The 23344-nt window shown below is 68.1% G+C and carries 22 protein-coding genes and 1 tRNA gene; 10 read left to right on the top strand and 13 right to left on the bottom strand.

Annotated features, from left to right (window positions below):
• Positions 1–43 precede the first annotated feature (43 nt).
• The 4 genes from murI (at position 44) to C2868_RS09095 (ending at position 3301) form a co-directional block, all read left to right on the top strand.
• Positions 44–868 carry a glutamate racemase gene (murI, locus tag C2868_RS09110; RefSeq protein WP_100810466.1) on the top strand — a complete coding sequence of 275 codons (825 nt, stop codon included), beginning with the start codon at positions 44–46 and terminating at the stop codon, positions 866–868.
• Between the two features lie 45 nt (positions 869–913).
• Positions 914–1660, top strand: coding sequence for a ribonuclease PH (gene rph / locus C2868_RS09105; RefSeq protein WP_100810467.1), 747 nt, complete (start codon positions 914–916; stop codon positions 1658–1660).
• Between the two features lie 3 nt (positions 1661–1663).
• The gene (gene rdgB / locus C2868_RS09100; RefSeq protein WP_100810468.1) at positions 1664–2284 is read left to right on the top strand and encodes an RdgB/HAM1 family non-canonical purine NTP pyrophosphatase; all 621 of its coding nucleotides are present in this window, start codon (positions 1664–1666) and stop codon (positions 2282–2284) included.
• A gap of 93 nt (positions 2285–2377) precedes the next feature.
• Entirely contained in the window at positions 2378–3301 is a 924-nt protein-coding gene (locus C2868_RS09095; RefSeq protein ID WP_100810469.1) for a cation diffusion facilitator family transporter, read from the top strand.
• Between the two features lie 135 nt (positions 3302–3436).
• Here C2868_RS09095 and C2868_RS09090 read toward each other — a convergent pair whose 3' ends face one another.
• Entirely contained in the window at positions 3437–6007 is a 2571-nt protein-coding gene (locus C2868_RS09090; protein WP_100810470.1) for an ATP-dependent DNA ligase, read from the bottom strand.
• A 106-nt stretch (positions 6008–6113) separates the two neighbouring features.
• On the opposite strand from C2868_RS09090, the gene C2868_RS09085 reads away from it, so the two are divergent.
• On the top strand, positions 6114–7004 hold the full coding sequence (locus C2868_RS09085) for a Ku protein (RefSeq protein WP_100810471.1): 891 nt from the start codon (positions 6114–6116) through the stop codon (positions 7002–7004).
• Between the two features lie 36 nt (positions 7005–7040).
• On the opposite strand, the gene C2868_RS09080 is transcribed toward C2868_RS09085, so the two are convergent.
• A complete protein-coding gene (locus tag C2868_RS09080) occupies positions 7041–7835 on the bottom strand; it encodes a DedA family protein (RefSeq protein WP_100810472.1) in 795 nt (264 codons plus the stop codon).
• Between the two features lie 65 nt (positions 7836–7900).
• Positions 7901–7982, bottom strand: a tRNA-Leu gene (locus C2868_RS09075).
• Between the two features lie 114 nt (positions 7983–8096).
• On the opposite strand from C2868_RS09075, the gene C2868_RS09070 reads away from it, so the two are divergent.
• The 3 genes from C2868_RS09070 (at position 8097) to C2868_RS09060 (ending at position 10342) form a co-directional block, all read left to right on the top strand.
• Positions 8097–8480, top strand: coding sequence for a PadR family transcriptional regulator (locus tag C2868_RS09070; RefSeq protein WP_100810473.1), 384 nt, complete (start codon positions 8097–8099; stop codon positions 8478–8480).
• Position 8481: 1 nt separating this feature from the next.
• The gene (locus C2868_RS09065) at positions 8482–9831 is read left to right on the top strand and encodes a permease prefix domain 1-containing protein (RefSeq protein ID WP_100810474.1); all 1350 of its coding nucleotides are present in this window, start codon (positions 8482–8484) and stop codon (positions 9829–9831) included.
• 70 nt (positions 9832–9901) lie between these two features.
• The gene (locus tag C2868_RS09060; RefSeq protein WP_103663177.1) at positions 9902–10342 is read left to right on the top strand and encodes a hypothetical protein; all 441 of its coding nucleotides are present in this window, start codon (positions 9902–9904) and stop codon (positions 10340–10342) included.
• A gap of 42 nt (positions 10343–10384) precedes the next feature.
• Here C2868_RS09060 and C2868_RS09055 read toward each other — a convergent pair whose 3' ends face one another.
• The 9 genes from C2868_RS09055 to C2868_RS09015 all read right to left on the bottom strand — a co-directional run bounded on the left by C2868_RS09055 (position 10385) and on the right by C2868_RS09015 (position 20282).
• Complete coding sequence (locus tag C2868_RS09055; protein ID WP_100810476.1) at positions 10385–12088, bottom strand: dihydroxyacetone kinase family protein; 1704 nt, start codon at positions 12086–12088, stop codon at positions 10385–10387.
• Between the two features lie 46 nt (positions 12089–12134).
• Entirely contained in the window at positions 12135–12569 is a 435-nt protein-coding gene (locus tag C2868_RS09050; protein ID WP_146048034.1) for a nuclear transport factor 2 family protein, read from the bottom strand.
• 26 nt (positions 12570–12595) lie between these two features.
• On the bottom strand, positions 12596–13075 hold the full coding sequence (locus tag C2868_RS09045; RefSeq protein WP_157813891.1) for a nuclear transport factor 2 family protein: 480 nt from the start codon (positions 13073–13075) through the stop codon (positions 12596–12598).
• Positions 13033–13962 carry an SMP-30/gluconolactonase/LRE family protein gene (locus C2868_RS09040; protein ID WP_157813892.1) on the bottom strand — a complete coding sequence of 310 codons (930 nt, stop codon included), beginning with the start codon at positions 13960–13962 and terminating at the stop codon, positions 13033–13035. The genes C2868_RS09045 and C2868_RS09040 overlap by 43 nt, the downstream gene beginning before the upstream one ends.
• Before the next feature lie 113 nt (positions 13963–14075).
• The gene (locus C2868_RS09035) at positions 14076–15371 is read right to left on the bottom strand and encodes a substrate-binding domain-containing protein (RefSeq protein WP_100810480.1); all 1296 of its coding nucleotides are present in this window, start codon (positions 15369–15371) and stop codon (positions 14076–14078) included.
• Positions 15372–15447: 76 nt separating this feature from the next.
• On the bottom strand, positions 15448–16467 hold the full coding sequence (locus C2868_RS09030; RefSeq protein WP_100810481.1) for an ABC transporter permease: 1020 nt from the start codon (positions 16465–16467) through the stop codon (positions 15448–15450).
• Positions 16464–17450 carry an ABC transporter permease gene (locus tag C2868_RS09025; RefSeq protein ID WP_100810482.1) on the bottom strand — a complete coding sequence of 329 codons (987 nt, stop codon included), beginning with the start codon at positions 17448–17450 and terminating at the stop codon, positions 16464–16466. The genes C2868_RS09030 and C2868_RS09025 overlap by 4 nt, the downstream gene beginning before the upstream one ends.
• Positions 17447–19003 carry a sugar ABC transporter ATP-binding protein gene (locus C2868_RS09020; RefSeq protein WP_181003408.1) on the bottom strand — a complete coding sequence of 519 codons (1557 nt, stop codon included), beginning with the start codon at positions 19001–19003 and terminating at the stop codon, positions 17447–17449. The genes C2868_RS09025 and C2868_RS09020 overlap by 4 nt, the downstream gene beginning before the upstream one ends.
• Before the next feature lie 316 nt (positions 19004–19319).
• Positions 19320–20282 carry a LysR substrate-binding domain-containing protein gene (locus C2868_RS09015; protein ID WP_100810484.1) on the bottom strand — a complete coding sequence of 321 codons (963 nt, stop codon included), beginning with the start codon at positions 20280–20282 and terminating at the stop codon, positions 19320–19322.
• 95 nt (positions 20283–20377) lie between these two features.
• On the opposite strand from C2868_RS09015, the gene C2868_RS09010 reads away from it, so the two are divergent.
• Both C2868_RS09010 and C2868_RS09005 read left to right on the top strand, forming a co-directional pair.
• Positions 20378–21292 (top strand): cyclase family protein, encoded by a 915-nt coding sequence (locus C2868_RS09010; RefSeq protein WP_157813893.1) that lies wholly within the window; start codon positions 20378–20380, stop codon positions 21290–21292.
• Positions 21293–21484: 192 nt separating this feature from the next.
• Positions 21485–22180 (top strand): hypothetical protein, encoded by a 696-nt coding sequence (locus tag C2868_RS09005; RefSeq protein ID WP_100810486.1) that lies wholly within the window; start codon positions 21485–21487, stop codon positions 22178–22180.
• A 12-nt stretch (positions 22181–22192) separates the two neighbouring features.
• Here the strand turns inward: C2868_RS09005 and C2868_RS09000 are convergent, their stop codons facing one another.
• The gene (locus C2868_RS09000; RefSeq protein WP_100810487.1) at positions 22193–23203 is read right to left on the bottom strand and encodes an alcohol dehydrogenase catalytic domain-containing protein; all 1011 of its coding nucleotides are present in this window, start codon (positions 23201–23203) and stop codon (positions 22193–22195) included.
• Positions 23204–23344 lie beyond the last annotated feature (141 nt).

Below are 23344 nucleotides of genomic sequence, written 5' to 3'. Positions count from 1 at the left end.
CGACGCGGGCCGCGAGCATCCGCCCCGGGTAGGCTGGGGAACCATGAACGACGCGCCGATCGGAATCTTCGACTCCGGCGTCGGTGGGCTCACGGTGGCACGTGCGATCGGCGATCAGCTGCCCCGCGAATCCCTCGTCTACATCGGCGACACCCTGCACTCGCCCTACGGCCCGAAGCCGATCGCCGATGTGCGGCGCTACTCTCTCGAGGTGCTCGACTCGCTCGTCGACCAGGGCGTGAAGATGCTCGTGATCGCGTGCAACACGGCCTCGGCGGCCGTCTTGGGCGATGCCCGGGAGCGCTACGACGTGCCCGTCGTCGAGGTCATCCGTCCCGCCGTCCGCACCGCGATCGCGACGACGCGCAACGGACGTATCGGCGTGATCGGCACCGAGGGCACGATCGGCTCGGGCGCCTACCAGGACATGCTCGAACTCAACGACGCCCTGACGGTCTTCGCGCAGGCGTGCCCGGCGTTCGTCGACTTCGTCGAGCGGGGCGTGACCGGCTCGCCCGAGCTGCTCGAGATCGCCGAGGGGTATCTCGCACCGCTCCGGCACGCGGGCATCGACACGCTCGTGCTCGGCTGCACGCACTACCCGTTCCTCAAGGGAGCGATCAGCTACGTCATGGGACCGGATGTCTCGCTCGTGGCGAGCGATGACGAGACGGCCAACGACGTCTACCGCCAGCTCGTGACCCGTGACCTGCTGACCTCGTCCGACCAGCCCGGGACGCACGTCTACGAGGCGACGGGCGGATCACCGGAGGCCTTCATCGACCTCGCGAACCGGCTGATGGGTCGTGAGGTGCGATCCGTTCAGCTCGTGCACACGGGCGCGATCGACCTGCCGTCGGTCGGTTGACGACCCCGCAACTCACCCATACTCTCCGAACGAAACGAGACAGACATGACCGAGATCGCGCGCGCCGACGGGCGCACCCCCGCAGAGCTGCGTCCCATCACGATCGAGCGCGGCTGGAGCGCCCACGCCGAGGGTTCGGCGCTCATCTCGTTCGGCGGCACCAGGGTCCTCTGCACGGCCTCGTTCACGAACGGCGTGCCGCGCTGGCTCGTCGGCAAGGGCAAGGGCTGGGTCACGGCCGAGTACGCGATGCTGCCGCGTGCGACGAACAGCCGCAACGACCGTGAGAGCGTCAAGGGCAAGATCGGCGGGCGCACGCACGAGATCTCGCGCCTGATCGGCCGCGCGCTGCGCTCGGTCGTCGACACCAAGGCACTGGGCGAGAACACGATCGTGATCGACTGCGACGTGCTGCAGGCCGACGGCGGCACCCGCACGGCCGCGATCACGGGCGCGTACGTCGCCCTCGCCGACGCGATCGAGTGGGGCAAGCGCAAGAGCTTCATCGCGCAGCGCTCGCAGCCCCTGCACGACTCGGTCGCGGCCGTCTCGGTCGGCATCATCGACGGCGAGCCGATGCTCGACCTGGCGTACGTCGAGGATGTCCGCGCCGACACCGACATGAACGTCGTCGTGACGGGGCGGGGCCTCTTCGTCGAGGTGCAGGGGACGGCCGAGGGCGCGCCGTTCGACAAGCGCGAGCTCGATGCCCTGCTCGACCTCGGAGTGGCCGGGTGCGCATCGCTGCGCGAGCACCAGCTCGCCGCGCTCGCGGGATCGACGGCGGAGTAGCGGATGTCACGGCGCATCGTGCTCGCCACGCACAACCCGCACAAGGTCGAGGAGTTCGGCGCGATCGTCCGCGAGACGCGTCCCGACCTCGAGGTCATCGGTTACGACGGACCCGAGCCCGTCGAGGACGGTGTGACGTTCGCGCAGAACGCTCTGATCAAGGCCCGCGCGGCGGCGGCGCATACCGGGTTGCCGGCACTCGCCGACGATTCGGGGATCTGCGTCGACGTCCTGGGCGGTTCGCCGGGGGTGTTCTCCGCCTACTGGGCGGGACACGCGAAGGATGCCTCGGCCAACCTCACCCTGTTGCTCGACCAACTCTCGGACGTCGCGGATCCGCACCGAACCGCGCAGTTCATCTCGACGATCGCGCTCGTCGTGCCCGCGGAAGACGGGGAAGCGGCCGCCGAGCACGTGGTCGAGGGTCGGTGGTCGGGGCGCCTCGCTTCCGCCCCGTCGGGTGAGAACGGATTCGGCTACGACCCGATCTTCGTCCCGGACGGGCAGCCGTCGGGCGCCGAGCGCTCGGCCGCGGAGTTCTCACCCGCCGAGAAGAATGCGGCATCGCACCGGGCTCGCGCGTTCTTGGCGCTCGTGCCGCTGCTGTCGACCCTCTCGGTCTGAGATCCGGCGAGGCGCGAGCGTATGAGAATCGGAGTCATTCCCGGCTAGGCGAAATGGCGCGGAACGGTGCAATCTCGGGCCTAGCCTGGAGGCATGCACGATCACGCGCCGGCCGGGGGAGGCATCCGCAACGCCTCGAACCGTCGACTCTTGGCGATGTCGCTCGCGCTCACCGCGACCGTCATGGTCGTGCAGATCGCCGGTGGTGTGCTGAGCGGATCGCTGGCCCTGCTCGCCGATGCGGCACACATGTTCACGGACACGGCGGCGCTCGTCATCGCGCTCGTCGCCAACGCCGTTGCGTCGCGGCCGGCGGATGATCGCCGGACATACGGTTATCAGCGTGCCGAGGTGTTCGGCGCGCTGATCAACGCGGCCGTCCTGATCGTCCTGTCCGTCTGGATCGCAATCGAGGGCGTTGGGCGACTGATGGCACCGGGTGACGCCGAGGTCGAGGGCGGCGTGATGCTCGTCATCGCGATCGTCGGCCTGGTGGCGAACGCCGTGGCGCTGTGGCTGCTGAGCTCGGCGCAGCGCAGCAGCATCAACGTGCGCGGGGCGTATCTCGAGGTGATGGGCGATCTGCTCGGATCCGCCGCCGTCATCGTGGCCGCGATCGTCATCGTCGTCTCGGGGTGGGTGCAGGCCGATGCGATCGCGTCGCTGCTGATCGCCGCGATGATCGTGCCCCGAGCGATCGGGCTGCTGCGCGAGGTGTTCTCGGTGCTGTCGGAATCGGCGCCGCAGGGCACGCACATCGCCGAGATCCGCAATCACATTCTGGGTGCGCCGGGAGTCGCGGACGTCCACGACGTGCACGTCTGGCAGCTGACCCGCGGAGCCCCGGTGTTCACCGCCCACGTCGTCGTGGACGCCGACGTGCTCGAGCACGGGGGAGCGGCCGAGCTTCTCGCGAGCCTGCAGTCGTGCCTGGCCGACCACTTCGACGTCGCGCATTCGACGTTCCAGTTCGAGCCCGCGGGCTACGCCGACCGCGACACAGCGGCGCACGCCTGACGGAGCCCGGTCACACCGCCGGGCGCTACGCAGTCGCACCCCCACCGAGGACTTAGGCGCCGGGGGAGGAACATCGGGGCTCGATCATCCTCATCCGGTGCCGAAGTCCTCTTCTCACCCCGAATCGGTGGTGTGTCAGGCCTCCCGCACCACATCTGCGGGGGTCTTGTCGGGGCGCAGGCCGCGCCAGCGGGCGTGACGCAGCGAACCATCGCGTGTCCACTCGGCGAACTCCACCTCGGCGACGAGCTCCGGCCGCACCCACAGGGCGTCCGAGGCATCCGCCGCCGGAACGCCCACGAACGGATTCGTGTCCGACCGCAACGGACTGAGCGCGTCGGCGAGGCGCGTGAGAGTCGCGTCGCTGAAGCCCGTCCCCACCCGCCCCACGTACTGCAGACCGTCCGGGCCCGGCACGCCGAGCAGCAACGACCCGATCGACCCACTCCGGCCACCCCGGCCGGGACGGATGGCGCCGATCACGACTTCCTGCGTCCGTGTGAGCTTGACCTTGAGCCACGATTCCGTGCGGATGCCTCGGCGATACGCCGACGCGGGATCCTTCACCATCACGCCCTCCAGCCCGAACTCGCGCGCCGTCGCGAGTGCCGCGTCGAGGTCGTCGAAGACCGGCGGTGCCGACAGGGGCGGCCGGGCTTCCGCGACGACGCGGTCGAGCAGCGAGCGGCGTTCGCGTAGGGGGAGGGTCGCAATATCCGCTCCGTCGTGCTCGATCAGGTCGAACACGTAGAAGGTCACGCGGGTGCGGCGGGCCTCCGCGGCGATCTCGTTCGCCTTCACGAGGTTCATGCGGTTCTGCAGCAGCGAGAAGCTGGGGCGTCCGGAGTCGTCGAGGGCGACGAGTTCGCCGTCGAGCACCGCGGGTACCGGTGGCAGGCCGAGCGATTCGGCGGTGATCTCGGGGTACCGCGACGTGATGTCGGTGCCGCGGCGACCGATCAGGCGCAACGTCGCGCCGTCCCACACGCCGAGGGCGCGGATGCCGTCCCACTTGAACTCGACCCAGGGCGCGGCGCCCCCGCGCGCCGACCAGCGGCGGATCGCCGCCGCGGCCAGACCGGGCGTGGATCCCGTCGCGAGCATCGGGCTGAACCGTTCGCCGGGCGGGATGTCGGAGCTCGCGCGGGTCGCGGACGGCGTGGGCGCCTCCCGCGCGGCGGGCTCGTCGGCCGAGCTCTCCCGCTCTGTGACGGCGTCTGCGTCCCCGTGTCCGTCCGACGCGTGCGGCGCCTCGTCGTCGACCTCGTCCAGGGGCACGACGGCCCGACCGTCCGGCTGCGGCGCACCCGAGGCATCCGTCTTCATGCGGTGCAGCAGCCAGGTCGACTTCTCACCGTTGCCGTTCGTGCGGATGAGCGCGATCCGGACCCTTCCGAGGGGTCCGCCGGGGCGCCCCTCGAGAGTTGCGATGATCTCGTCGTCGCGCCACTTCTCGAGGTCGTAGCGGCCGTCGTCCCAGATCGTCATCGAGCCCGCGCCGTACTCGCCCGCGGGGATGGTGCCCTCGAACTCGAGGTATTCGATCGGGTGGTCCTCGGTCTGGACGGCCAGGTTGTTGCGGGCGGCGGTCGGCGGGATGCCGCGGGGGACCGCCCAACTGGCGAGCACGCCGTCGCGCTCGAGGCGCAGATCCCAGTGCAGGCGGCTCGCGTGGTGCTCCTGGATGACGAAGCGCGGGCGCTCGCCGGAGGCGTCGGACGCCCCGAGTGCATTGGACGGCACCGGTTCGGGGGTCTTGCCCGCCTCGCGTTTTGCGATGTAGACGGCGAGGGGTCCGTCGTCCGCGGAGCGCCCCCCGGCGTGGAAGCCGAGTGCGGCGAGTGGGTCGCCATCCGATTCCACCCTCTCGAGAACCTCGGCGAACTCGAGGTGCGCCAGGTTCGGGTCATCGAGTTCGGCCCACGTGCGGGGCGCGGCGACCGTCGGGTGAGGACGTCCGCGCAGCGAGTAGGGCGCGATCGTCGTCTTGGCGGCGTTGTTCTGGCTCCAGTCGATGAAGACGCGGCCGGGGCGCGCGGCCCTGCTCATCGCGCTGACGACGAGGTCGGGATGATCGGCCTCGACCGCACGCGCGAGTTCTTTCGCGAATGCCGAGATCTGGTCGCTCGTCTGGGCGCCGTCGAGGGGCGCGTACAGGTGGATGCCCTTGCTGCCGCTCGTGACGGGGTAGGCGTCCCAGCCCATCCCGCCGAGGATGTCGCGGCACCAGCGCGCGACCTCCGCACACGCGGCGAGCCCGACGCCCGGACCGGGATCGAGGTCGAGCACCAGCCGATCGGGGTTGCCGCGGGCACCGTCCGCCGTGAAGCGCCATTGGGGAACGTGCAGCTCGAGGCTCGCGACCTGCGCGAGGTACACGAGCGTCGCGACATCGCCGACGAGCGGGTAGTCCTTCGGCCCGCCCGAGTGCTCGATGCGGGTGCGCCGCACCCAGTCGGGGGCTCCGGCCTCCAGGTCTTTCGCGAAGAACGAGGACTCGGGATGCTCCGCCGTGCCCACGCCATCCGGCCACCGCTTGCGGGTCACGGGTCGCCCGGTGACGTGCGGAATGAGGAAGGGCGCAATCCGCGTGTAATACGCGATGACCTCGCCCTTGGTCGTGCCCGTGGCGGGGTAGAGCACCTTGTCGAGGTTCGACACGCGCAGGCGACGCCCCGCAACGCGCACCACCTGCTCCCCGGCCATGCGCTCAGGGTACCCGTGCACTCCCGAGTTTCTCCGCTGTCGCACATCGATGCCGGGCCCGAGTCAAGGGGTCGATTTGCGACAGCGGAACGGGTTGACTGGTGCCATGAGAGCGATCTGGAAGGGTGCCGTCGCGTTCGGCCTCGTCAACGTGCCCGTCAAGGTCTACGCCGCGACCGAGGACCACGACGTGTCGCTGCACCAGGTGCACGCGAAGGATGGCGGACGCATCCGGTACCAGCGCATCTGCGAGATCGACGGCGAGGTCGTGCCGTACGCCGACATCGACCGCGCCTACGACGACGGCGAGCACACCGTGGTGCTGACGAAGGACGACATCGCTTCGCTGCCCTCCGAGCGCAGTCGCGAGATCGAAGTCGTCGAGTTCGTGCCCTCGGATCAGGTCGATCCGATCATGCTCGACCGCTCGTACTTCCTCGAGCCCGATTCGTCGTCGCCCAAGGCCTACGTGCTGCTGCGGCGGACGCTGGAAGAGACCGACCGCACGGCGATCGTGCGGTTCACGTTGCGGCAGAAGACCCGGCTCGCGGCACTCCGAGTCCGGGGCGAAGTGCTCGTGCTGCAGACGTTGCTGTGGGCCGACGAGGTTCGCGAGGCGTCGTTCCCTGCGCTCGATGAGCCCGTGAAGATCTCTGCCAAGGAGCTCGAGCTGTCGGCCAGCCTCGTCGACAGTTTCGCCGACGACTTCCGGCCGGACGAGTTCGTCGACGACTACCAGCGCGAGTTGAAGACCCTGATCGAGGCGAAAATCGAGCAGGGCGACACGCTCGACACCGCGGCGACCTTCGGGGAGCAGGAGTCCGAGGAGAAGGGTGGCGAGGTCATCGACCTGATGGATGCGCTGCGTGCCAGCGTCGAGAGGTCACGTGCCGCGCGCGGGGACGGTGGGGCGAAGAAGGATGCTCCGGCCAAGAAGTCTCCGTCGAAACCCGCCGAGAAGCCGGCGGCGAAGAAGAAGTCCGCGAGAGCGTCCTGACCCGGTCTCGCCGGGTGCGCCAGGCGCGGACGCGCGTCAGGCGCCGGGGCGCGGGTGGCCGTCGGTGTCGTGGTGGCCGATCTCGGGGGCCTTGTCGAACACCTCGGGCTCGAGTACGAGTTCCTGTGCTTCGACGGCATCCGTGACGACATCCTCGCCCGCCGCGGCGGCCTTCTTGGCCTTCCGGCGCTCACTGAAGTAGTGGTAGGCGGTGACGAGCGCGGTGCCGCCCACGGCGATGAGCAGAATGACGTCGATGTACTCGGTCACGAGGTCGCGCACGAACGGAATGAATCCGATGACGTAGCCGAACATCGTCAGCCCGAAACCCCAGAGGATGGCGCCGATCAGGTTGTAGAGCGTGTACTTGCCCTTGTGCATGTGGCCGACGCCCGCCGCGACCGGCGCGAAGGTGCGCACGATCGGCACGAAGCGCGCCAGGATGATCGTGATTCCGCCGAAGCGCTCGAAGAAGGCGTTGGTGCGCTCGACGTTCTTGACGCTGAACAGGCCGGATTCCTTGCGTTCGAACACGGCGGGACCCGCCTTGTGCCCGATGAAGTACCCGACTTCACCACCGACGAACGCGGACAGGCCGATCAGCAGGGCCACCCACCACACCGACAGGCCGAAGACACCGTTGGGTGCGACAGCCGTCGAGTGCGAGAGCAGCCCCGCGATGACGAGAAGGGTGTCGCCCGGCAGGAGGAACCCGATCAGCAGGCCCGTCTCGGCGAAGACGATGAAGCACACCACGACGAGTGACCAAGGGCCCGCCCAGTCGATGATCGCCGCGGGGTCGAGCCAGGGGATGAGGGCTGCAGGCTGCACGAGTTACTTTCCCGTCGTTCTGGGGCGGGTCGCCGACCTCACGAAGATGTGAAGAATCGGCCCAGTGCGGAAGGTGGGACTTGAACCCACACGCCCGAAAGCACAGGAACCTAAATCCTGCGTGTCTGCCAATTCCACCACTCCCGCGGGTCCGAACAGTCTACCGGCCCGGGCGGCAGGTTCCTGGGAAGGGGCGACCGGGATACGTAGAACCACATGCATAGCACAGCAATGTATAGTGCTTCGAGGGTAGGAGGCCTCATGAACATCGACAAAGATCTGGTCGCCGCGATGGCGGCCCCGCTGGTGCTCGCGATCCTGAGCGACGGAGACAGCTATGGCTACGCGATCCTGAAACGTGTCCGCGAGCTGTCGGGGGGTGAGCTGGAATGGACGGACGGCATGCTGTACCCGCTGCTGCACCGGCTCGACCGGCTCGGGCACGTCGAGGCCGAGTGGGGCGTGTCGCCCGAGGGACGCCGACGCCGCAACTACCGGATCACGGATGCCGGTCGTGCACAGCTCGTCGAGCAGCGCCGACAGTGGGCGACCGCCACCCGCACGCTGAGCGGCATCTGGGGTATCGCCGCTCCGGGCGGGCTCGCGGGCCGCACACCGGGCGACATCGCCATGGCGGGGGCCTGACGTGGGTGCGCTGGACGAGGGTGTGCAACAGTGGCGCGCGTCGCTCGCGCGTGGCCGGGTGATCGACGCCGCGGACCTCGATGAGCTCGAGGAGCACCTGCGCGATCAGGCGGAGGACCTCACCGCGTCGGGCCTGAGCGAGGACGAGGCATTCTTGATCGCGCTCAAACGCCTCGGTGCGGCGGATCGTCTGACCGCCGAGTTCGCCCGGGAGCATGGCGACCGGCTGTGGAAGCACCTGGTGCTCGCACCGGAGGCGGATGCGGGCGACGGGCGGTCGAAGCATCCGCTGTCCGTGATGATCGCGTTCGCGCTGCTCGCTGCCGTATCGATCCAGGTGGGCCGGGTCGCGGCAGAGAGCGGCGGCGGCATGGCGTCGTGGTTCCCGCGGAACGTCAGCCTGTTCGTGCTGCCGGTGCTGGCCGGGTACCTCGCCTGGACGCGGGGGATGACGCGCGGGCGGGCTCTCGTCATCGGCGCGATCGTGGCGGTCCTCGCGATCGGCGTGAACGTGTTCCCCTTCGACGATTCGTCGGCGACCGCGACCCTGATAGCGATACACCTGCCCGTCGTTCTGTGGTTCGTCGTCGGCGCCGCCTATGTCAGTGCGGAGTGGCGATCGAGTGCTCGGCGAATGGACTTCATCCGGTTCACGGGGGAGTGGGCGATCTACCTCGTCCTGATCGCGCTCGGGGGCGGCGTGCTGATCGGGCTGACGGTGCTGGTGATCTCGCCGATCGCGCCCGAATCGATCAGCGGGCTGGAGAAGTGGACGCTGCCCTCCGGCGGCGCGGCGGCGGTGATCGTCGCGGCCTGGCTCGTCGAGGCCAAGAAGAGCGTGATCGAGAACATCGCACCCGTGCTGACGGCGATCTTCACGCCCCTGTTCGCCGCGATGCTCGGGGTGGCCGTGGTGCTGTATGCCGTTGCCGGCATCGGTCGCGAGTTCGACCGCGAGCTGCTGACGGGGTTCGACGCGCTGCTGCTGGTCGTGCTCGGCCTGGTTCTGTATGGCCTGTCGGCTCGACCCGAAACGGCGCGCGCGGGTGCGATGGACGTCATCCGTCTGGTCACCGTCGTCGCGGCACTGGTATTGGATGCTCTGGTGTTCGGCTCGCTCGTCGCCCGGATCGGCGACCTCGGGCTGACACCCAACCGCGTCGCCGCGATCGGTCTGAACGCGCTGCTGATCGTCAACCTGGCGGTAACGGCCTGGCTGTCGATTCGGCTGCTGATCGGGCGCGCACCCGTGTCGCGCCTGGTGCGCTGGCAGACGTCGTACCTGCCCGTGTTCGCCGTGTGGGCGGCGTTCGTCGTGCTCGCCCTGCCACCGCTCCTCGGCTTCGCGTGATCGGAGTGCGTCGAGGGGGACGGGACCTTCGGCCGTACTCGCGTTCGGGAACACCGCATAGCGTCGGGCCATGGACACATCTCGGTTGTGGCGCATCCTGCTGTTGGTCGTCTCGGGATTCAACGCGCTTTCGGCGGTGGTCGGTGGGATCGGTTTGATGACGCCGTGGTCGCTCGGCATGCCGACCTGGTGGATCGAAGACAGCGTGTTCACCTATGTGAGCGTCGGCCTGATCCTGTTGGTCGTGGTGGGCGGGACGCAGGGCTTGGCGTTCGTTCTGCTGTTGTTGCGTCGTCCCTACGCTATGTTCGCGAACGCGGTCGCGGGGTTCGGCATGGTGATCTGGATCTATGTCGAGGTCGCGTTGGTGCCGGTGTTTTCGCTGCTGCAGACGCTCTACATCGGCACGGGGATAGCTCAGCTCGCCCTCACGCTCGCGTGCCTGGGCGTTCTGCGGCGCGACGCCGGCGTCACGGCTTGGACGCGTCCCGGCATCCGTCGCCGCTCATGAGGTGGCGCGGGGGTTCACGGCTCGTCCCCGAGTGACCGATTCCTATCGCGCCGATACAGCGGCCTCAGCCAGCAGCGCGAAAGACGTCGCGCCCGCATCCGGTGTTCCGACCGATCGCGCTCCGTGAATGCGCGCCCGACCTTTTCGCGGTGACAGAGCAGCGCTGTCTCGGGCTGCCCGGGTCGCTGCCGCAGCCGCCGCCCCCCACGCGCTGTGGACGTTCTCACCCTCGTCGATCCGCTCCCGCAGCGTTGCGACGAACGGCACGATTGCATCCACCATGGTCTTGTCGCCCGGCTCTGCCCCTCCGCGTGCGACGATGGCGACGGCGAACGCACTGACGGCGGCCCCGACGGTCGTCGAGCTGGGCGCTTCCGTGTCGCCGACCACGGCGCCGGCGGCGACCAGCCCCGCCCCCCACAGCGCGCCGGATGTCCCGCCGGCGACCGCCGACCAACGCTCGCCCGCGAGCCGCAGCGCCGTTCCGGCACCCGCCCCGGCATCGACGGCGCGCCGCGCCGCCGCCAGCGCACCCTTGACACCGGCGACCATCCCGATTCCGTGGTCGCCGTCGCCCGCGATCGCGTCGAGGCGACCGAGTTCGTCCGCGGCGAGTTCGATGGCGGCGGAGGCTGTGCTCAGTCGATGCACGATGTCGCGCGCCGATCGGTTCGACTCCGTCGTGCCGGCGGCGACGCCGGAGTCGAGACGCTGGTCGATCGGGTAGTCGGGCTCCCGACCCGCTTCGGGGTCGAGCAGCGGCCGAGCGAGTGCGACCGAGTCAACGGGGTCGAGCCACAGATCCTCGAGCTCGGTATCCAGATAGGTGATGCTCACCGAGAGTCCCGCCATGTCGAGGCTCGTCATGTACTCGCCGACGAGCGGAGCCACGAGCTTCATCCCGGCTTCCTCGAGACGCTGACGCACGCGGGCGAACACCAGATTCAGTTCGTCGTACTTCGTCGTGCCGAGTCCGTTGACGACCACCGCAAGCCGCTGACCGACCTTTGCGGGGCGTTCCGCGAGCAAACCGTCGATCAGGACATCCGCGACTTCCGCCGCCGTTCCGATGTCCTGCTCGGCGATCCCCGGTTCTCCGTGAATGCCCATCCCGACTGCCATGCGGCCGACCGGGACGGTGAACAGAGGAGCCGGGGCGCCCGGGAGGGTGCATCCCGAGAAGGCGACTCCGAATGTCCTCGTCGCCTTCACGGCTGACTTCGCGACACGCTCCGCCTCGTCGAGTCCGCCTCCGCGCTCTGCGGCGGCGCCGACGATCTTGAGGACGATCAGACTGCCGGCGATGCCCCGGCGCCCCTCCGGTGCATCCGGCGTCCCGGACGCGATGTCGTCCGCGACGACGACGGTGCGCGCGTCGACACCACTCATCAGGAGTTTGTCTTGTGCGCCGCCGAAATGGAGGATGTCGCCCGCGTAGTTGATCGGGACGAAGAGGATCCCGCCCCCTTCGTCGGCAAGCCGGACGACGTCCAGGATCTGCTTCTCGGAGGGGGAGGAGAAGATGTTGCCGCAGACGGCTGCATCGACGAAACCGCGCCCCACCCAGCCGGCGAATGCGGGATAGTGCCCCGATCCGCCGCCCGCGACGATGGCCACCTTTCCGGGCCTTCGCACGCGCCTGACCACCCCGCCCGGCGCGGGCGCCACACGATCGGCATGAGCGGAGCAGAACCCGCGGAGGGATTCGGCGACGAACGTCGCCGGGTCGTTGATGAGCGGACTCAACTGGCGGTCCTCCTCTTTCTCGTGTTGGCGTGCCGCGCGTGAGCGGTCACTCGAATGGGATATCGGTGATCGCGTCGCGCCGGTGGAAGCGCCAGCACCCGTCCTCACGGATGTAGTGGTCGTCGTAGTGGCCGATCTTGGTGAGCCGAGGGTCACCGTCGGCGCTGACGGTGAAATACAGCCACGTCGAGGTACCGGTCCCGCGGTCACCGTCGACCTCGATGAGCGCGTTCGCCGTGGCGTGGAAGTCGGAGCCGACCTCGTTCGTCAGCAGATTACCGCTCATGCCGTCCACCAGAGCGCGAATCGCTGCCCGCCCCGTGGCCTGCAGCTCGGGCGTGCACCAGAGGGTGCCGGCCTCGGCGAACAACTCCGCGTAGGCCACGACGTCCTTGCCGTCCAGCGCCTGCTTGTACGCGGCGGTCAGTCGTCGGATCTGCTCGATGTCCTCGAGTCGTCGAGCACGCGTCTCGGCGTCCATCGACGATCGCTCTGCGTTCCCGCGGTTCACCGCGGCACATCCACGTGCGCCGTACGCTTGGCGAACTTCCAGGCGCCGTCTTCGCGGACGTATTCATCCTCGTAGTGACCCAGCAGGATGATCTCGGGAGTGTCGTCCGAGCTGCGCCCCAGCAAGGTCCAGAGGCATTCGCCCGTCGCGGTGTCGCCGTCGAGCACGATCACGGGCTCTGTGACGAAGTGGACGGTTGTGCGCCCGGGTGCGGGCGGATTGGGAGCGAGCCGCTCCTCGAGCATCGCCCGAATGCCGCCCGGTGTCCGGGCGGTGCCCGTCCGTCCGGACCAGATGCCGTCGGCGGCGAACAGAGCCGCATAGGCCGCCATGTCCCGTCGGTCGAGGTGTTCTCGGTACCGGAACACCAGCGCGCGGATCTCGACGAGATCCTCGAGACGCCCGATTCGCGCCTCGGTCTGCGACGTCGCGCTCACGAGTCCCACCGATCCGGTCGGTGATACGGCAGTCGACACGACGCGACCTTCGTCTGCACCCGGTACAGCTTCGTCGTCATGGTGACGAACAGGGTCCGGAGGTCGGCACCACCCCAGACCAGGTTTCCCGCGACCTCCGGGGTGGGGAGGATGCCCAGCAGTTCTTCCTCGGGTGAGAAGATCCAGATCCCGTCGCGAGCAGTGCACCAGACGTTTCCGAGCTCGTCGGTCTTCATCCCGTCGGGATTGCCCGTGCCGGGTATCCCGGTGCTCCCCATGTCCTCGCAGACGATGCGCCCGCGCACCAGCGCGCCGTCGGTGGCGACGTCGAACGCCTTCAGATTCGTGCGGTCGTTGATGTACATGGTCTTCTCGTCCGGTGAGAAGCACAGGCCGTTGGGCTGCTCGAACTCGCCCGGTTCGACGACCAGTTGAACGGGCCCGCCACCGGGGGGCACGCGGAAGACCCCCTGGAAGTCGAGCTCGCATTCGCGCCCGACACCGACGGCCACCGGCCAGCGGCCGTAGTTGGGATCGGTGAAGTAGATGCTTCCGTCCGAGTGCGTGACGACGTCGTTCGGACTGTTCAGGTACTTGCCTCGATAGTGGAACGCCGGGATCTCCCGCCGACCGTCGGGAAAGATGCGCACGAGGGAGCTCGTGACCTGCTCGCAGACGAGGAGTCCGCCGCCGGGCTCGAACACGGCGCCGTTGCCCTTGAAATCCGGCGACTCCAGGAGCTCCGCGCCGCGCGCCTGCGTCCAACGCCACCGCGCGTCGCCTGGAATGTCGTGAAAGATCAGCTCGTCGGTGACGTCGTTCCACGCGGGTCCCTCGGAGAAGACGAATCCGTCGGCGAGCTGTTCGAACTCGGCGTCGGAGTCGATCAGGTGGTGCAAGCTCTCGCTGATGTGCATTGCGGTCATGGGTATGTCTTCCTTCGGTGATGTCTGAGCGAGCGCGGCCGGTGCCGAGCAGATGGGTGCCGCCGGAGCGATCTCGGCGATCGCGTCCGGCGACACCCGCCGGCACCGTCGAGCTACTCGACGAGGTCCTTGCCGGGGCCACCCGTCGTGGTGAAGAACTGGTCGAGGTACGACTGCGGGGCGAAGTCGTTCGGCGAGCCGAGCGGGTCCCCGAGGTCGTTCAGCGTTGCGCCCTCGGGCACGAGCGACTTGACGTTGTCCTTTGTGACCACGGGCACCTGGATCGGGATGTCCGTCACCTTGGGGCCGTTTCCGGCCAGTGTGTTCAGGAGGATCCGCATCGCGGCCCATGCCTGCTGGTTGCCGTTGTACGCGCTTCCGCCCGTGACGTAGCCCTCGTCGAGGTGGTCGGCGAAGTACGAGAGGTCGCCTGCCTGGCCGCCGACCATGTTCACGATGGGCACGTCGCGTCCGACCTGCTCGAATGCCTGGATGACGCCCTGGGCCATGATGCCGTTCTGCAGGACCCCGTCGATCTGGCCCGGGTGTGAGACGAGGAACTGCTGCATCGCCGTCTTCGTCGTCGCGTTGTTCCAGTTGCCGTTGATCTCACCGATGATGTTGAGGTCGGGGCACGCATCGATCATCGTCTTGATCTGGTCGTAACCGTAGGTCTCGGCGGCGGCGCCCTGCATGCCGCGAACCACCACGATGTCACCCTTGCCGCCGAGGGCCTTGATCGTTTCGGCGGTGCCGCCCGCGATGTTGAGCGGGTTGGCCGAGATGGCGTACTCGGACGGACTGGTGTTGCCCATGATGACCGTGGGGATGCCCGCCTCGCCGGCCTCCGTGAGCGCGGGTGCAAGCGGGTCCGCGGCAATCGGAAGCATGATGACGCCGTCGACGCCGTCGCGCACCAGCGATTGGAACCCGGCGATCTGGTCGGCGGGAGTCTGCGTCGCGGCGTCCGGCAGGATGCTCATCTCCAGCTCGCCTTCCACGAGACCGAGCTCTTTGGCCTTCTGGAACGCATCCTCCATGCCCTGGAACAGGTTGGTGACCCACGCGGAGTTGGGCGCGAACGAGCTGAACCCGATGCGCCACGGTCCGGGCTTGGCCTCCATGTCCGCGTAGGGGCTCACACGCACGGGACCCGGGTAGCCGCTGAACAGCTCCTTCGTGGCGTCGGTGAGCTCCGCGTCGGCGCCGTCGACGAAGTTGGGCGGGATGTTGGGCACTTCGCCGCACTCGCTGGCCATTCCGGAACTCGTGGGAGCACTGCTGCTCCCGACCGTCGCGCCGCCCGAGCCGCACCCGGCGAGGAGCACGGCGACGCCGGCGATGGCCACGAGAGCGGCCGGACGTAGTGCCCGCGTCTGTCGACGCGAGATGGACTTCTGATAGGACACCGTTGTCTCTCTTTCTCTTGTTTGTTGTGCAACGAAAGCTGCGTGCAGCTTTCGAGGGGATCGGGATGGGTCGAGTTCAGACGAGATCTCGGATTCGTCGCTCGCGTCCGTACAGGGTCACGGCGAGGAGGATGATGATGCCGTAGAGCAGCTGCTGGTCGGCCGTGTCGGCTCCGTGCCCGATGAGCACGATCATGAGGACCGACAGGAACAACGTGCCGATGACCGTACGGGTGTAGTCGCCAGGACCGCCGAACACCGTGCCCCCGACGACCACGGTCGCGACGGACTGGAACAGGTAAGGGTTGCCGAGCGTCGAGTCGACGCTGCCGGAGAACCCCGCGAGCAGGACGCCCACGAGGACGGACGCCACGGCGCTGAACGCGAACACGAGGGTCCACACCGTCCGCGTCTTCACGAGCGAGTTCTCTGCCGCCAGGGGATTGGCGCCGGTGGCGAGGATGTGCCGACCGGGTACCGTGCGGTGCAGGAACAGTGCGACGGCGATGATCACGACGACCCAGATCACGACCACCGGCGGGAAGGGGATGCCGAACGTGGACTGGATCGGCGAAGACAGCATCGAGAGCCACTGAGGTGCGCTGCCCGCGAGGGCTCCGCCGGTCTGAATCTGCATGGCACCGAGAGCGATCGCGCCCGTACCGAGTGTGACGACCAGGGGCGGAATGCTGAGTCGATGACAGATCTGACCGGCTGCGCCGCCGAGCAGGGTCGCGGCGATCACCGTGATGCCCAGTGCCACCCCCACGTCGACGTTGTAGATCGAACTGAGACTCGTGACCGAGAGTGCGCCGGCGACGATGAAACCCGATACCGACAGATCGAATCCGCCCATGATGATCAGCAGCGTCTGTCCGACGGATGCCAATCCCGCGAGCGCCGCCAGCACGAGGATGGACTGCAGGGCGGGGAAGCTGAAGAATCCGTCGAGTGTGACGGCACCGACGACATAGACGATGATGAGCGCAAGCACCTGCAGCACAGGGAATCGGCGTTGGATCGCTGCGGCCCGTCTGAGCGTGCCCGAGAATCCGGGCGAGGCGGTTCGCGACGCTGGTGCGATGGAGGAGCTCATGCGGATTCCTTCTTCTTGCGAGTCAGTTGCGCGCCGAGCACGACGGCAAGGATGAGCACGACGCCGTAGAGCAGCTGCAGCCAGGTGGGGTTGACGTCCAGCCCGCGCAGCAGACTCTGCAGCAAGTAGATGACGGCCGCGCCGAGCAGCGAGCCGAGCACACCGCCACGCCCGCCGACGAGCGAGGTCCCGCCGAGCGCGACGGCGGCGACGGCGACCAGGGTGTACGACGAGGACTGCCCCGCGTCCGCAGAGCTGACGAGCGCGACCAGGGCGAACGATCCGATCGCCGCGAAGAGGCCCCCGAAGACGTAAGCCATCAGCCGGACGAACGCGACGTTCACTCCGCTCGCGAACGCGGCGGCGTCGTCGCTGCCGACCGCGTAGAGCATCCTCTTGTAGGGGATGAACCCGATAGCGCCCCAGATGAGCAGCGGGATGGAGATCATGATGAGCCCGCCGGGAATCGGGCCGACCATTCCGGAGAGACTCGAGACCCAGCTCCCCGTCATGCTGACGGGGTTCGGGATGAACTTGAGATTCACGCCGATGAGGACGAAATACATCGCCAGCGTGACCACCATCGGCGGAACGCGCAGGAGCACGATGAGCAGTCCATTTATCCCGCCCATGACTGCTCCGACGAGCAGCACGAGGGGGACGGCTTCGATGCCGCCGAGGCCGTTCGGCACGAGGACGATGATGAACACGGCCGAGCAGAAGGTCATCAGCGGCGATATCGACAGATCGAATCCGCCGCGACCGCTGATGATCGAGGGGGTGCTCGCCATAGCGGCGATTGCGAGCGGGGCGAATGTCGCGAGCTGCTGGACCCAGCCGAAGTTCGGCTGGATGATCAGGTTCGCCACCAGCAGGATCACCGCGAGCAGCAGCGCGATGACGTAACTGTTGCGGCGCAGGAAGTCACGGACGCTGAATCCTCGGCGACCCGCCCGGGACGTGGTCAGGATGGTGTCGGTCATGATCGGGCGCCCCCCTGCATTTCTTCCGGATCCGCGAAGTACGCCGAGACCAGGGCGCTCCGGGACAGCTCCGCCGCGGGCATCTCCCGATAGAGTTCGCCCTCGCGGAACACCAGCACGCGGTCCATCAGGTCGACATGTTCGTCGACGTCCGTCGAGAGCATCACGACCGCCAAGCCTGCGGTCACCAGGGTTGTCAGCAGCTCGTAGAGGTCTCGTTTCGCGTTGACGTCGATGCCGCGTGTCGGGTCGTTGAGGAGGAGCACCTTCGGCTCTGCCGCGAGCCACCGTGCGATGACGACCTTCTGGGCGTTTCCACCGCTGAGCGTCGTGATGCGGTCTTCGGGATCGCCCAGCACGATCCCCATGCGCCGGACGTAGTGATCCAGTCGTCGAGATGTGGAGGCCGGTCGCAGCCAGCCCCCGACCGTGTCCTTGTCGAGGGTCGGCATGCCGAAGTTCTCGCGGATCGACATCCAGCCGAACATCGATTCGCGGCCGCGTTCGCGAGGAACGTAGGCGACGCCGTTATTCGAGGCATCCGAGATCGAGCGGATCGGGGATGTCTTCTCGCCGATGATGCGTTCGACATCGCCGCGCGCGGGACCCGTTCCGCGCAACGCCTCCAGAAACGCCTCCTGCCCGTGGCCCTCGAGCCCCGCGAGGCCGACGAGTTCGCCGGCCCGGATCTCGACGTCGAACGGCTCCCCTCCGGCGCGGAGCCGTAGCTGCTTCGCCCGCAGGAGCACGGGTCCGAGGTGGCGAGCCCGATCGCGGGCGCGCTCCCGTTGCTCGCGTTCACCCGTGCCCGACATGAGGGCTACGACCTGGCTCGGGCGCCAGTCTCCGCGCTCGAAGGTGCCGACGGTGGCGCCCGATCGCATGACCGTGATGCGATCGCCGATAGCCTCGATCTCGTCCATGCGGTGCGTGATCAGCACCACCCCCGTGCCCCGGGCGGCGAGTTCGCGCACGATCTCGAAGAGGCGGTCGCGGGTACCGACGTCCAGTGCCGAGGTCGCCTCGTCGAGGATGAGCACCCGCGGATTGCGCACGAGCGCCCGGGCGATGCAGCACGCCTGTCGATCGCTCAGCGAGAGGTCCTCGGCGGGCATCGACAGATCGATCGAGGTGCCGAGCAGCCGCTCGACCCACATCGAGGCGGTCGCCTTCTTCTCGGCGGACGAGATCCCCGCGCGGATGGGTGTCTCCGCCCCGAGCCAGATGTTGTCGAGCACCGAGCGCGCGGGGGCGACCAGGATCTCCTGGAAGACGGTGACGATGCCGCGTTCCTGCGAGGCCCGCGGGCTCCGGAAACCTCGGACGGCGGTCCCGTCCGAGTCGATATCACCGGAGTCGGGCTGGTGCACGCCGCTGAGGATCTTCACCAGTGTGCTCTTTCCCGAGCCGTTCTCGCCCGCTATCGCATGCACCTCGCCCGCGGCGAGTCGGAACGTGCAGTCGGTGAGCGCCTTGGTCTGCCCGAACGCCTTGCGGAGCGACTGCGTGCTGAGCAGCAGCCTCCGGTCGACGCCGGTCGCCACCGACGTCATGCCGTGATCCGGCCGGTGGTGGCGAAGCGCGTCGGCATGGAACCGGGGCCGGTGGCACGAGCTGGGTTCATCGTCATTCCAAACCTTCCGTGACGCACGCAAGCAGCGCGCCATCGCGTCGTCCGGAGTCAGCTTCGACTCCGGTGAAAGAGGTTGTCGCGCCGCTCTCCGGAATCATCTGCGACTCCGGAGGGCGATGCCCTCGCCCCATCGGGATGGGGTGTGCGTTCAGACTGCATCAGGCCGGTGGGCCCCATCAACACGGCGTTACTGAACAGGGACCTTTGCTTTCCTTATCGGCGCCGCGGGAGCCCGATCACGCGCTGGTGATCGGGGGTCGTCGCCGGGCGGACTCGCCGTGTGCTTGGAGCAGGGTCTCGGAGCGTTCCTGCACAGCGAACTCGATGAAACGCTGGGCGCGCGGCGAGAGCGGTGCGCCCCGTAGATACGCGAGCACGACAGATGTCGTCGGCATGGGCTCCTGGATCGACTTGGGAACCACTCTCGTGCCCTCATAGGTCACATCCGTGACGGGGCGCTGCATGAGGAAGCCGTAGCCGAGTCCGCGCCCGACCAGGCAGCGCACGAACTCGAAATTGCGCGTGCGCATCGTGACGCGAGGCTCGATGCCGATGCGCGAAAGCGCGGATTCCCAGTTCTGACTGCTCGGCGCGCTATCGAAGAGGATCATGGGCTCGTCCGCCAGGTCGACGAGGCTCACCTGATCGTCCTGCGCGAATCGGTGATCGGGCGGCAGCAGCACGTACGGTCGGACGATATCGATGACGATGCTGGTCAGATCGGTGGCGAGATGGTCGTCGTAGAGGATCGCGAGCTCGGTCGCGCCCTCTCGCAGGCCTCGCTCGAGCTCGGGCTGCGTGCCGTCCTGCACGTCCAGGGCGATGCCGGGTGCCTCGTCGTGGAAGCCGGCGATCAACGGAGTCAACAGCATGGCTTCGAGAGTGAAATAGCATCCGATGGGGAGCCTCCCGCTCAAGCTGCCCTTCTCGGTATCCATGCGTGTCTGGAGCATCTCTGCCGCAGAGAGCAGTTCGCGCGCGAACCTCAGGAAGTCGGTGCCGGCCGGCGTGAGGGACATTCCCTTCGTGCGCTGTCGGACGAAGAGCTTGACGCCGATTCCGCGCTCGAGCTCCGAAACAGAGAGGGAGATCCCGGGCTGCGAGGTGTGGGTCAGCTCCACCGCACGGCTGATGGATCCGGCATCCGCCACCGCGACGAAATGCTGCAGTTGTCGAATCGTGTAGCGAATCTCTTGCACCCCGGCAGTCTGTCATCCCCGCGGTTCGCGTCGACCTGTCGAAGAGTGGTATGCACCGCACACACAGTTTTCTTCGTGCACAGTATGGTGGCGCGATGGATCACGACGAAGAGATCTCGCGCTCAGCGATCGTTCCCGACTGGGTGCTGGAGGCCTCGCGCAACCGCCGCTATGGCGCGGCGAACGCGCGCGGCACGCTCAACCTGCTGGATGATGCCGCCGCGGCCCGGGCCGCGGCATGCATCGTGTCGGGGCGAACGATCAGCCTGGCGCGCCCGGTGCGTGCCGACGATTTCAACACCACACCCGAAAACCCCACGTTCGACCACAGGTCCGAGTACGTCGAAAGCCCGGACGGTCTGGGGTGGGGGCTGTCGCACCTCCGGCTCGATCCGCACGGGCTGCAGAACACCCATCTCGACGCGCTGAACCATGTCGCGGTCGGCGGGACGTTCTACGGCGGGCGCTATGTGAACTCGCGCGACCAGGGCGGCGTGGACACCCTGGGGGATTCGGGCATCCTCGCGCGGGCCCTGTACGTGGACATCCCGACTCTGCGGGGCACGGCCTGGGCCGACCGCCCCGTCACCGGGTCGGACATCGAAGAGGCGCTCGAGGGGGCCGGGGTGCGCGTAGAACCCGGTGATGCGCTCTGCGTCGACATGGGACGCGACCGCTTCGAGGCGCACGTCGGTCATCTGTTGGGAGGGCCCGGGACGGACGAGGACGCGGGCGGGGGACTGGCGGAATCTGCGGCACGATGGATCGCTGACCACCCCGTGTCGATTCTCGCCTGGGACATGTTGGACTCGCGTGACGCGAAGGAGGCGCACGCTTCCGCCCATATCCTCGGGTGGGCGATAGGCCTTCCGCTCGTGGACAACTGCGATTTCGCACGGCTGCGATCAGAGATCGGACCCGGCACGCGGGTCGCGGGAGCGCTGGTGTTGGCCCCCCTCGCGGTGCCGGGTGCGAACGGAGTCAACCTCAATCCGCTCATCCTGCGTTAGGCGCCCTCTGCCCGCGATGTGCGGAATCGCCGGGGCAGCCATTTGCGGAGCAAAAGCAGGACAACAGGTTTCGCTCTTTGCTCCCGGGGCGCACAGCCAGCACCCTGTGACTTGGCGGTGCGGATGCCGATGGACGGTGCGCTCACGCCTGGTGGGTCGCATCCGCACCCCAGATCTCGTCGAAGGAGACAGATGATGTCGAGCACATGGAACCCCCTGCGAGCGGTGTTCGCGCTTCCCCCGGAGGAGGTCGATCCCGCCGACTTCGAGGCGTGGCATGAGGGGGAGATGGATGCCCTGCTCCGCGTCGAGGGCGTCGCGTCGGGTCGTCTCTACGCCCTGCAGCCGAGCGTCGGAGCGGGCAAGACATCCCCGACGGTGTACACGTACTGCGGACTCTACGAAGTCGACGGCGACCACGCGGAGACCCTGGAGCTGATGGATGCGGTCGTCGCACGGGGCGAACGCCCGGACTTCATCGCGCGCACCCGGTTCGCCGTATACGACCTCGCGGCGATCGACGAGGTTCGTTCGGCACACACTCTCGATGCCGACAGTCTGTACCTGGTGTTCAGCGCCCCGCCGGAGGGAATCTCAACGGCCGAGTTCGAGGCCTGGTACCACGAGCACGTGCGCGAGAACGTCGAGATCGGGGAGTTGGCGGCCGCGCATCGTTGGAAAGCGCTGGCATCGCTGGTCGACCCGCTGCTGCCCCCGCACGCGACGCATGTCGCGACCTACGAACTCACCGCGGGCAAGGACACGATGAACAGGCTTCTCGATACGGCCATCGCCGAGGGACGGATCGTGCTGCCCGACTGGTTCCCGGGAATCACGTTCGGTTCGGCGCAGATCACGGCCCTGACCGATCGGCTGTCGGCGGGCTGAGCAGAATGCGGTTCAGGCCCGAAGGACGGCACGCGAGCGGAGCGAGCCGGCCGCGAGCCGATCGAGCACGCTCTCGGCGTCGGCCAGCGGGAATGCATCGATGACCGTACGGACTTCACCGGCCGCCGCGAGGGCGAGCACCTCGTTCATCTGCGCACGGGATCCGAGCATCGACTCGATGATCGTCTTGCCCTCGGCGAAGGTGATCGTGCCGAACGAGGCGATGACCCCGAGCACGACGGTCCCGCCGCGTTTGACGGAGGCCAGCGCCTGCTGCGCGACGGTGTCGGATGGCGCGAAGATGACCGCCGCGTCCATCGTCCCGGCCAGCTGACTCGCCGGATCCACCTGTGACGCATCGACGACGTGCTCTGCGCCGAGCTCACGCGCGACCTCGAGGTGGTCGAGGCCGCGCGCGACCGCGGTGACCTCGGCGCCGGCGAGTCGCGCGAACTGCACCGCCATATGGCCGACGCCGCCCAGACCGAACACGGCGAGCTTGCTTCCGGGTTTCAGGTCCAGCCGCGAGATCGCGCCGTAGGCCGTGATCCCCGGGCAGAAGAGCGGTGCGGCCGCCACGAGGTCCAACTCCGGCGGGACGCGGTACGTGTGCGCTGCCGTCGAGATCATGTATTCGGCGTAGCCGCCGTCGACCATCTCGCCGGTGATGCGCCGACGCAGGCAGTACTGCTCTCGGCCCGACGTGCAGTACTCGCACTCCTCGCAGGTCCACCAGAGCGGCTGCACTCCGACCCGGTCTCCGGGCGCGAACCCCTCGACATCGGGCCCGACTTCGGCGACCGTGCCGGTCACTTCATGCCCCGGCACGATCGGCGAGATCGCGGGCAGCCCGGCGCCGGCCCAGTCGCCGACGATCATGTGCAGATTGGAACGGCATACGCCGCAGGCGGCCACCCGGATCAGCAGCTCGCCGGGGCCGGGAGCCGGCGTGGCGACATCGCGCCATGCCAGGGGACGCGTGGAGAGGGGAGCGGGATGGTCGAGTTGCATGGCTTTGTGCATCGCGGGTGACGTCCTTCCGTTGTCTCACTGTGGATGTCACTGTGGACGCTAGGTCGCAGGGGTGCCGAGAGCAAACGACCTTTGCCGACCTGCTATATAGGTCATCCCAATACCCCCAGGCGTCGCGCTCGACGTGCCGTC

Source organism: Microbacterium sp. CJ77 (assembly GCF_002911615.1).
Taxonomy (GTDB): domain Bacteria; phylum Actinomycetota; class Actinomycetes; order Actinomycetales; family Microbacteriaceae; genus Microbacterium.
This window is presented reverse-complemented; position numbering and strand designations above follow the sequence as displayed.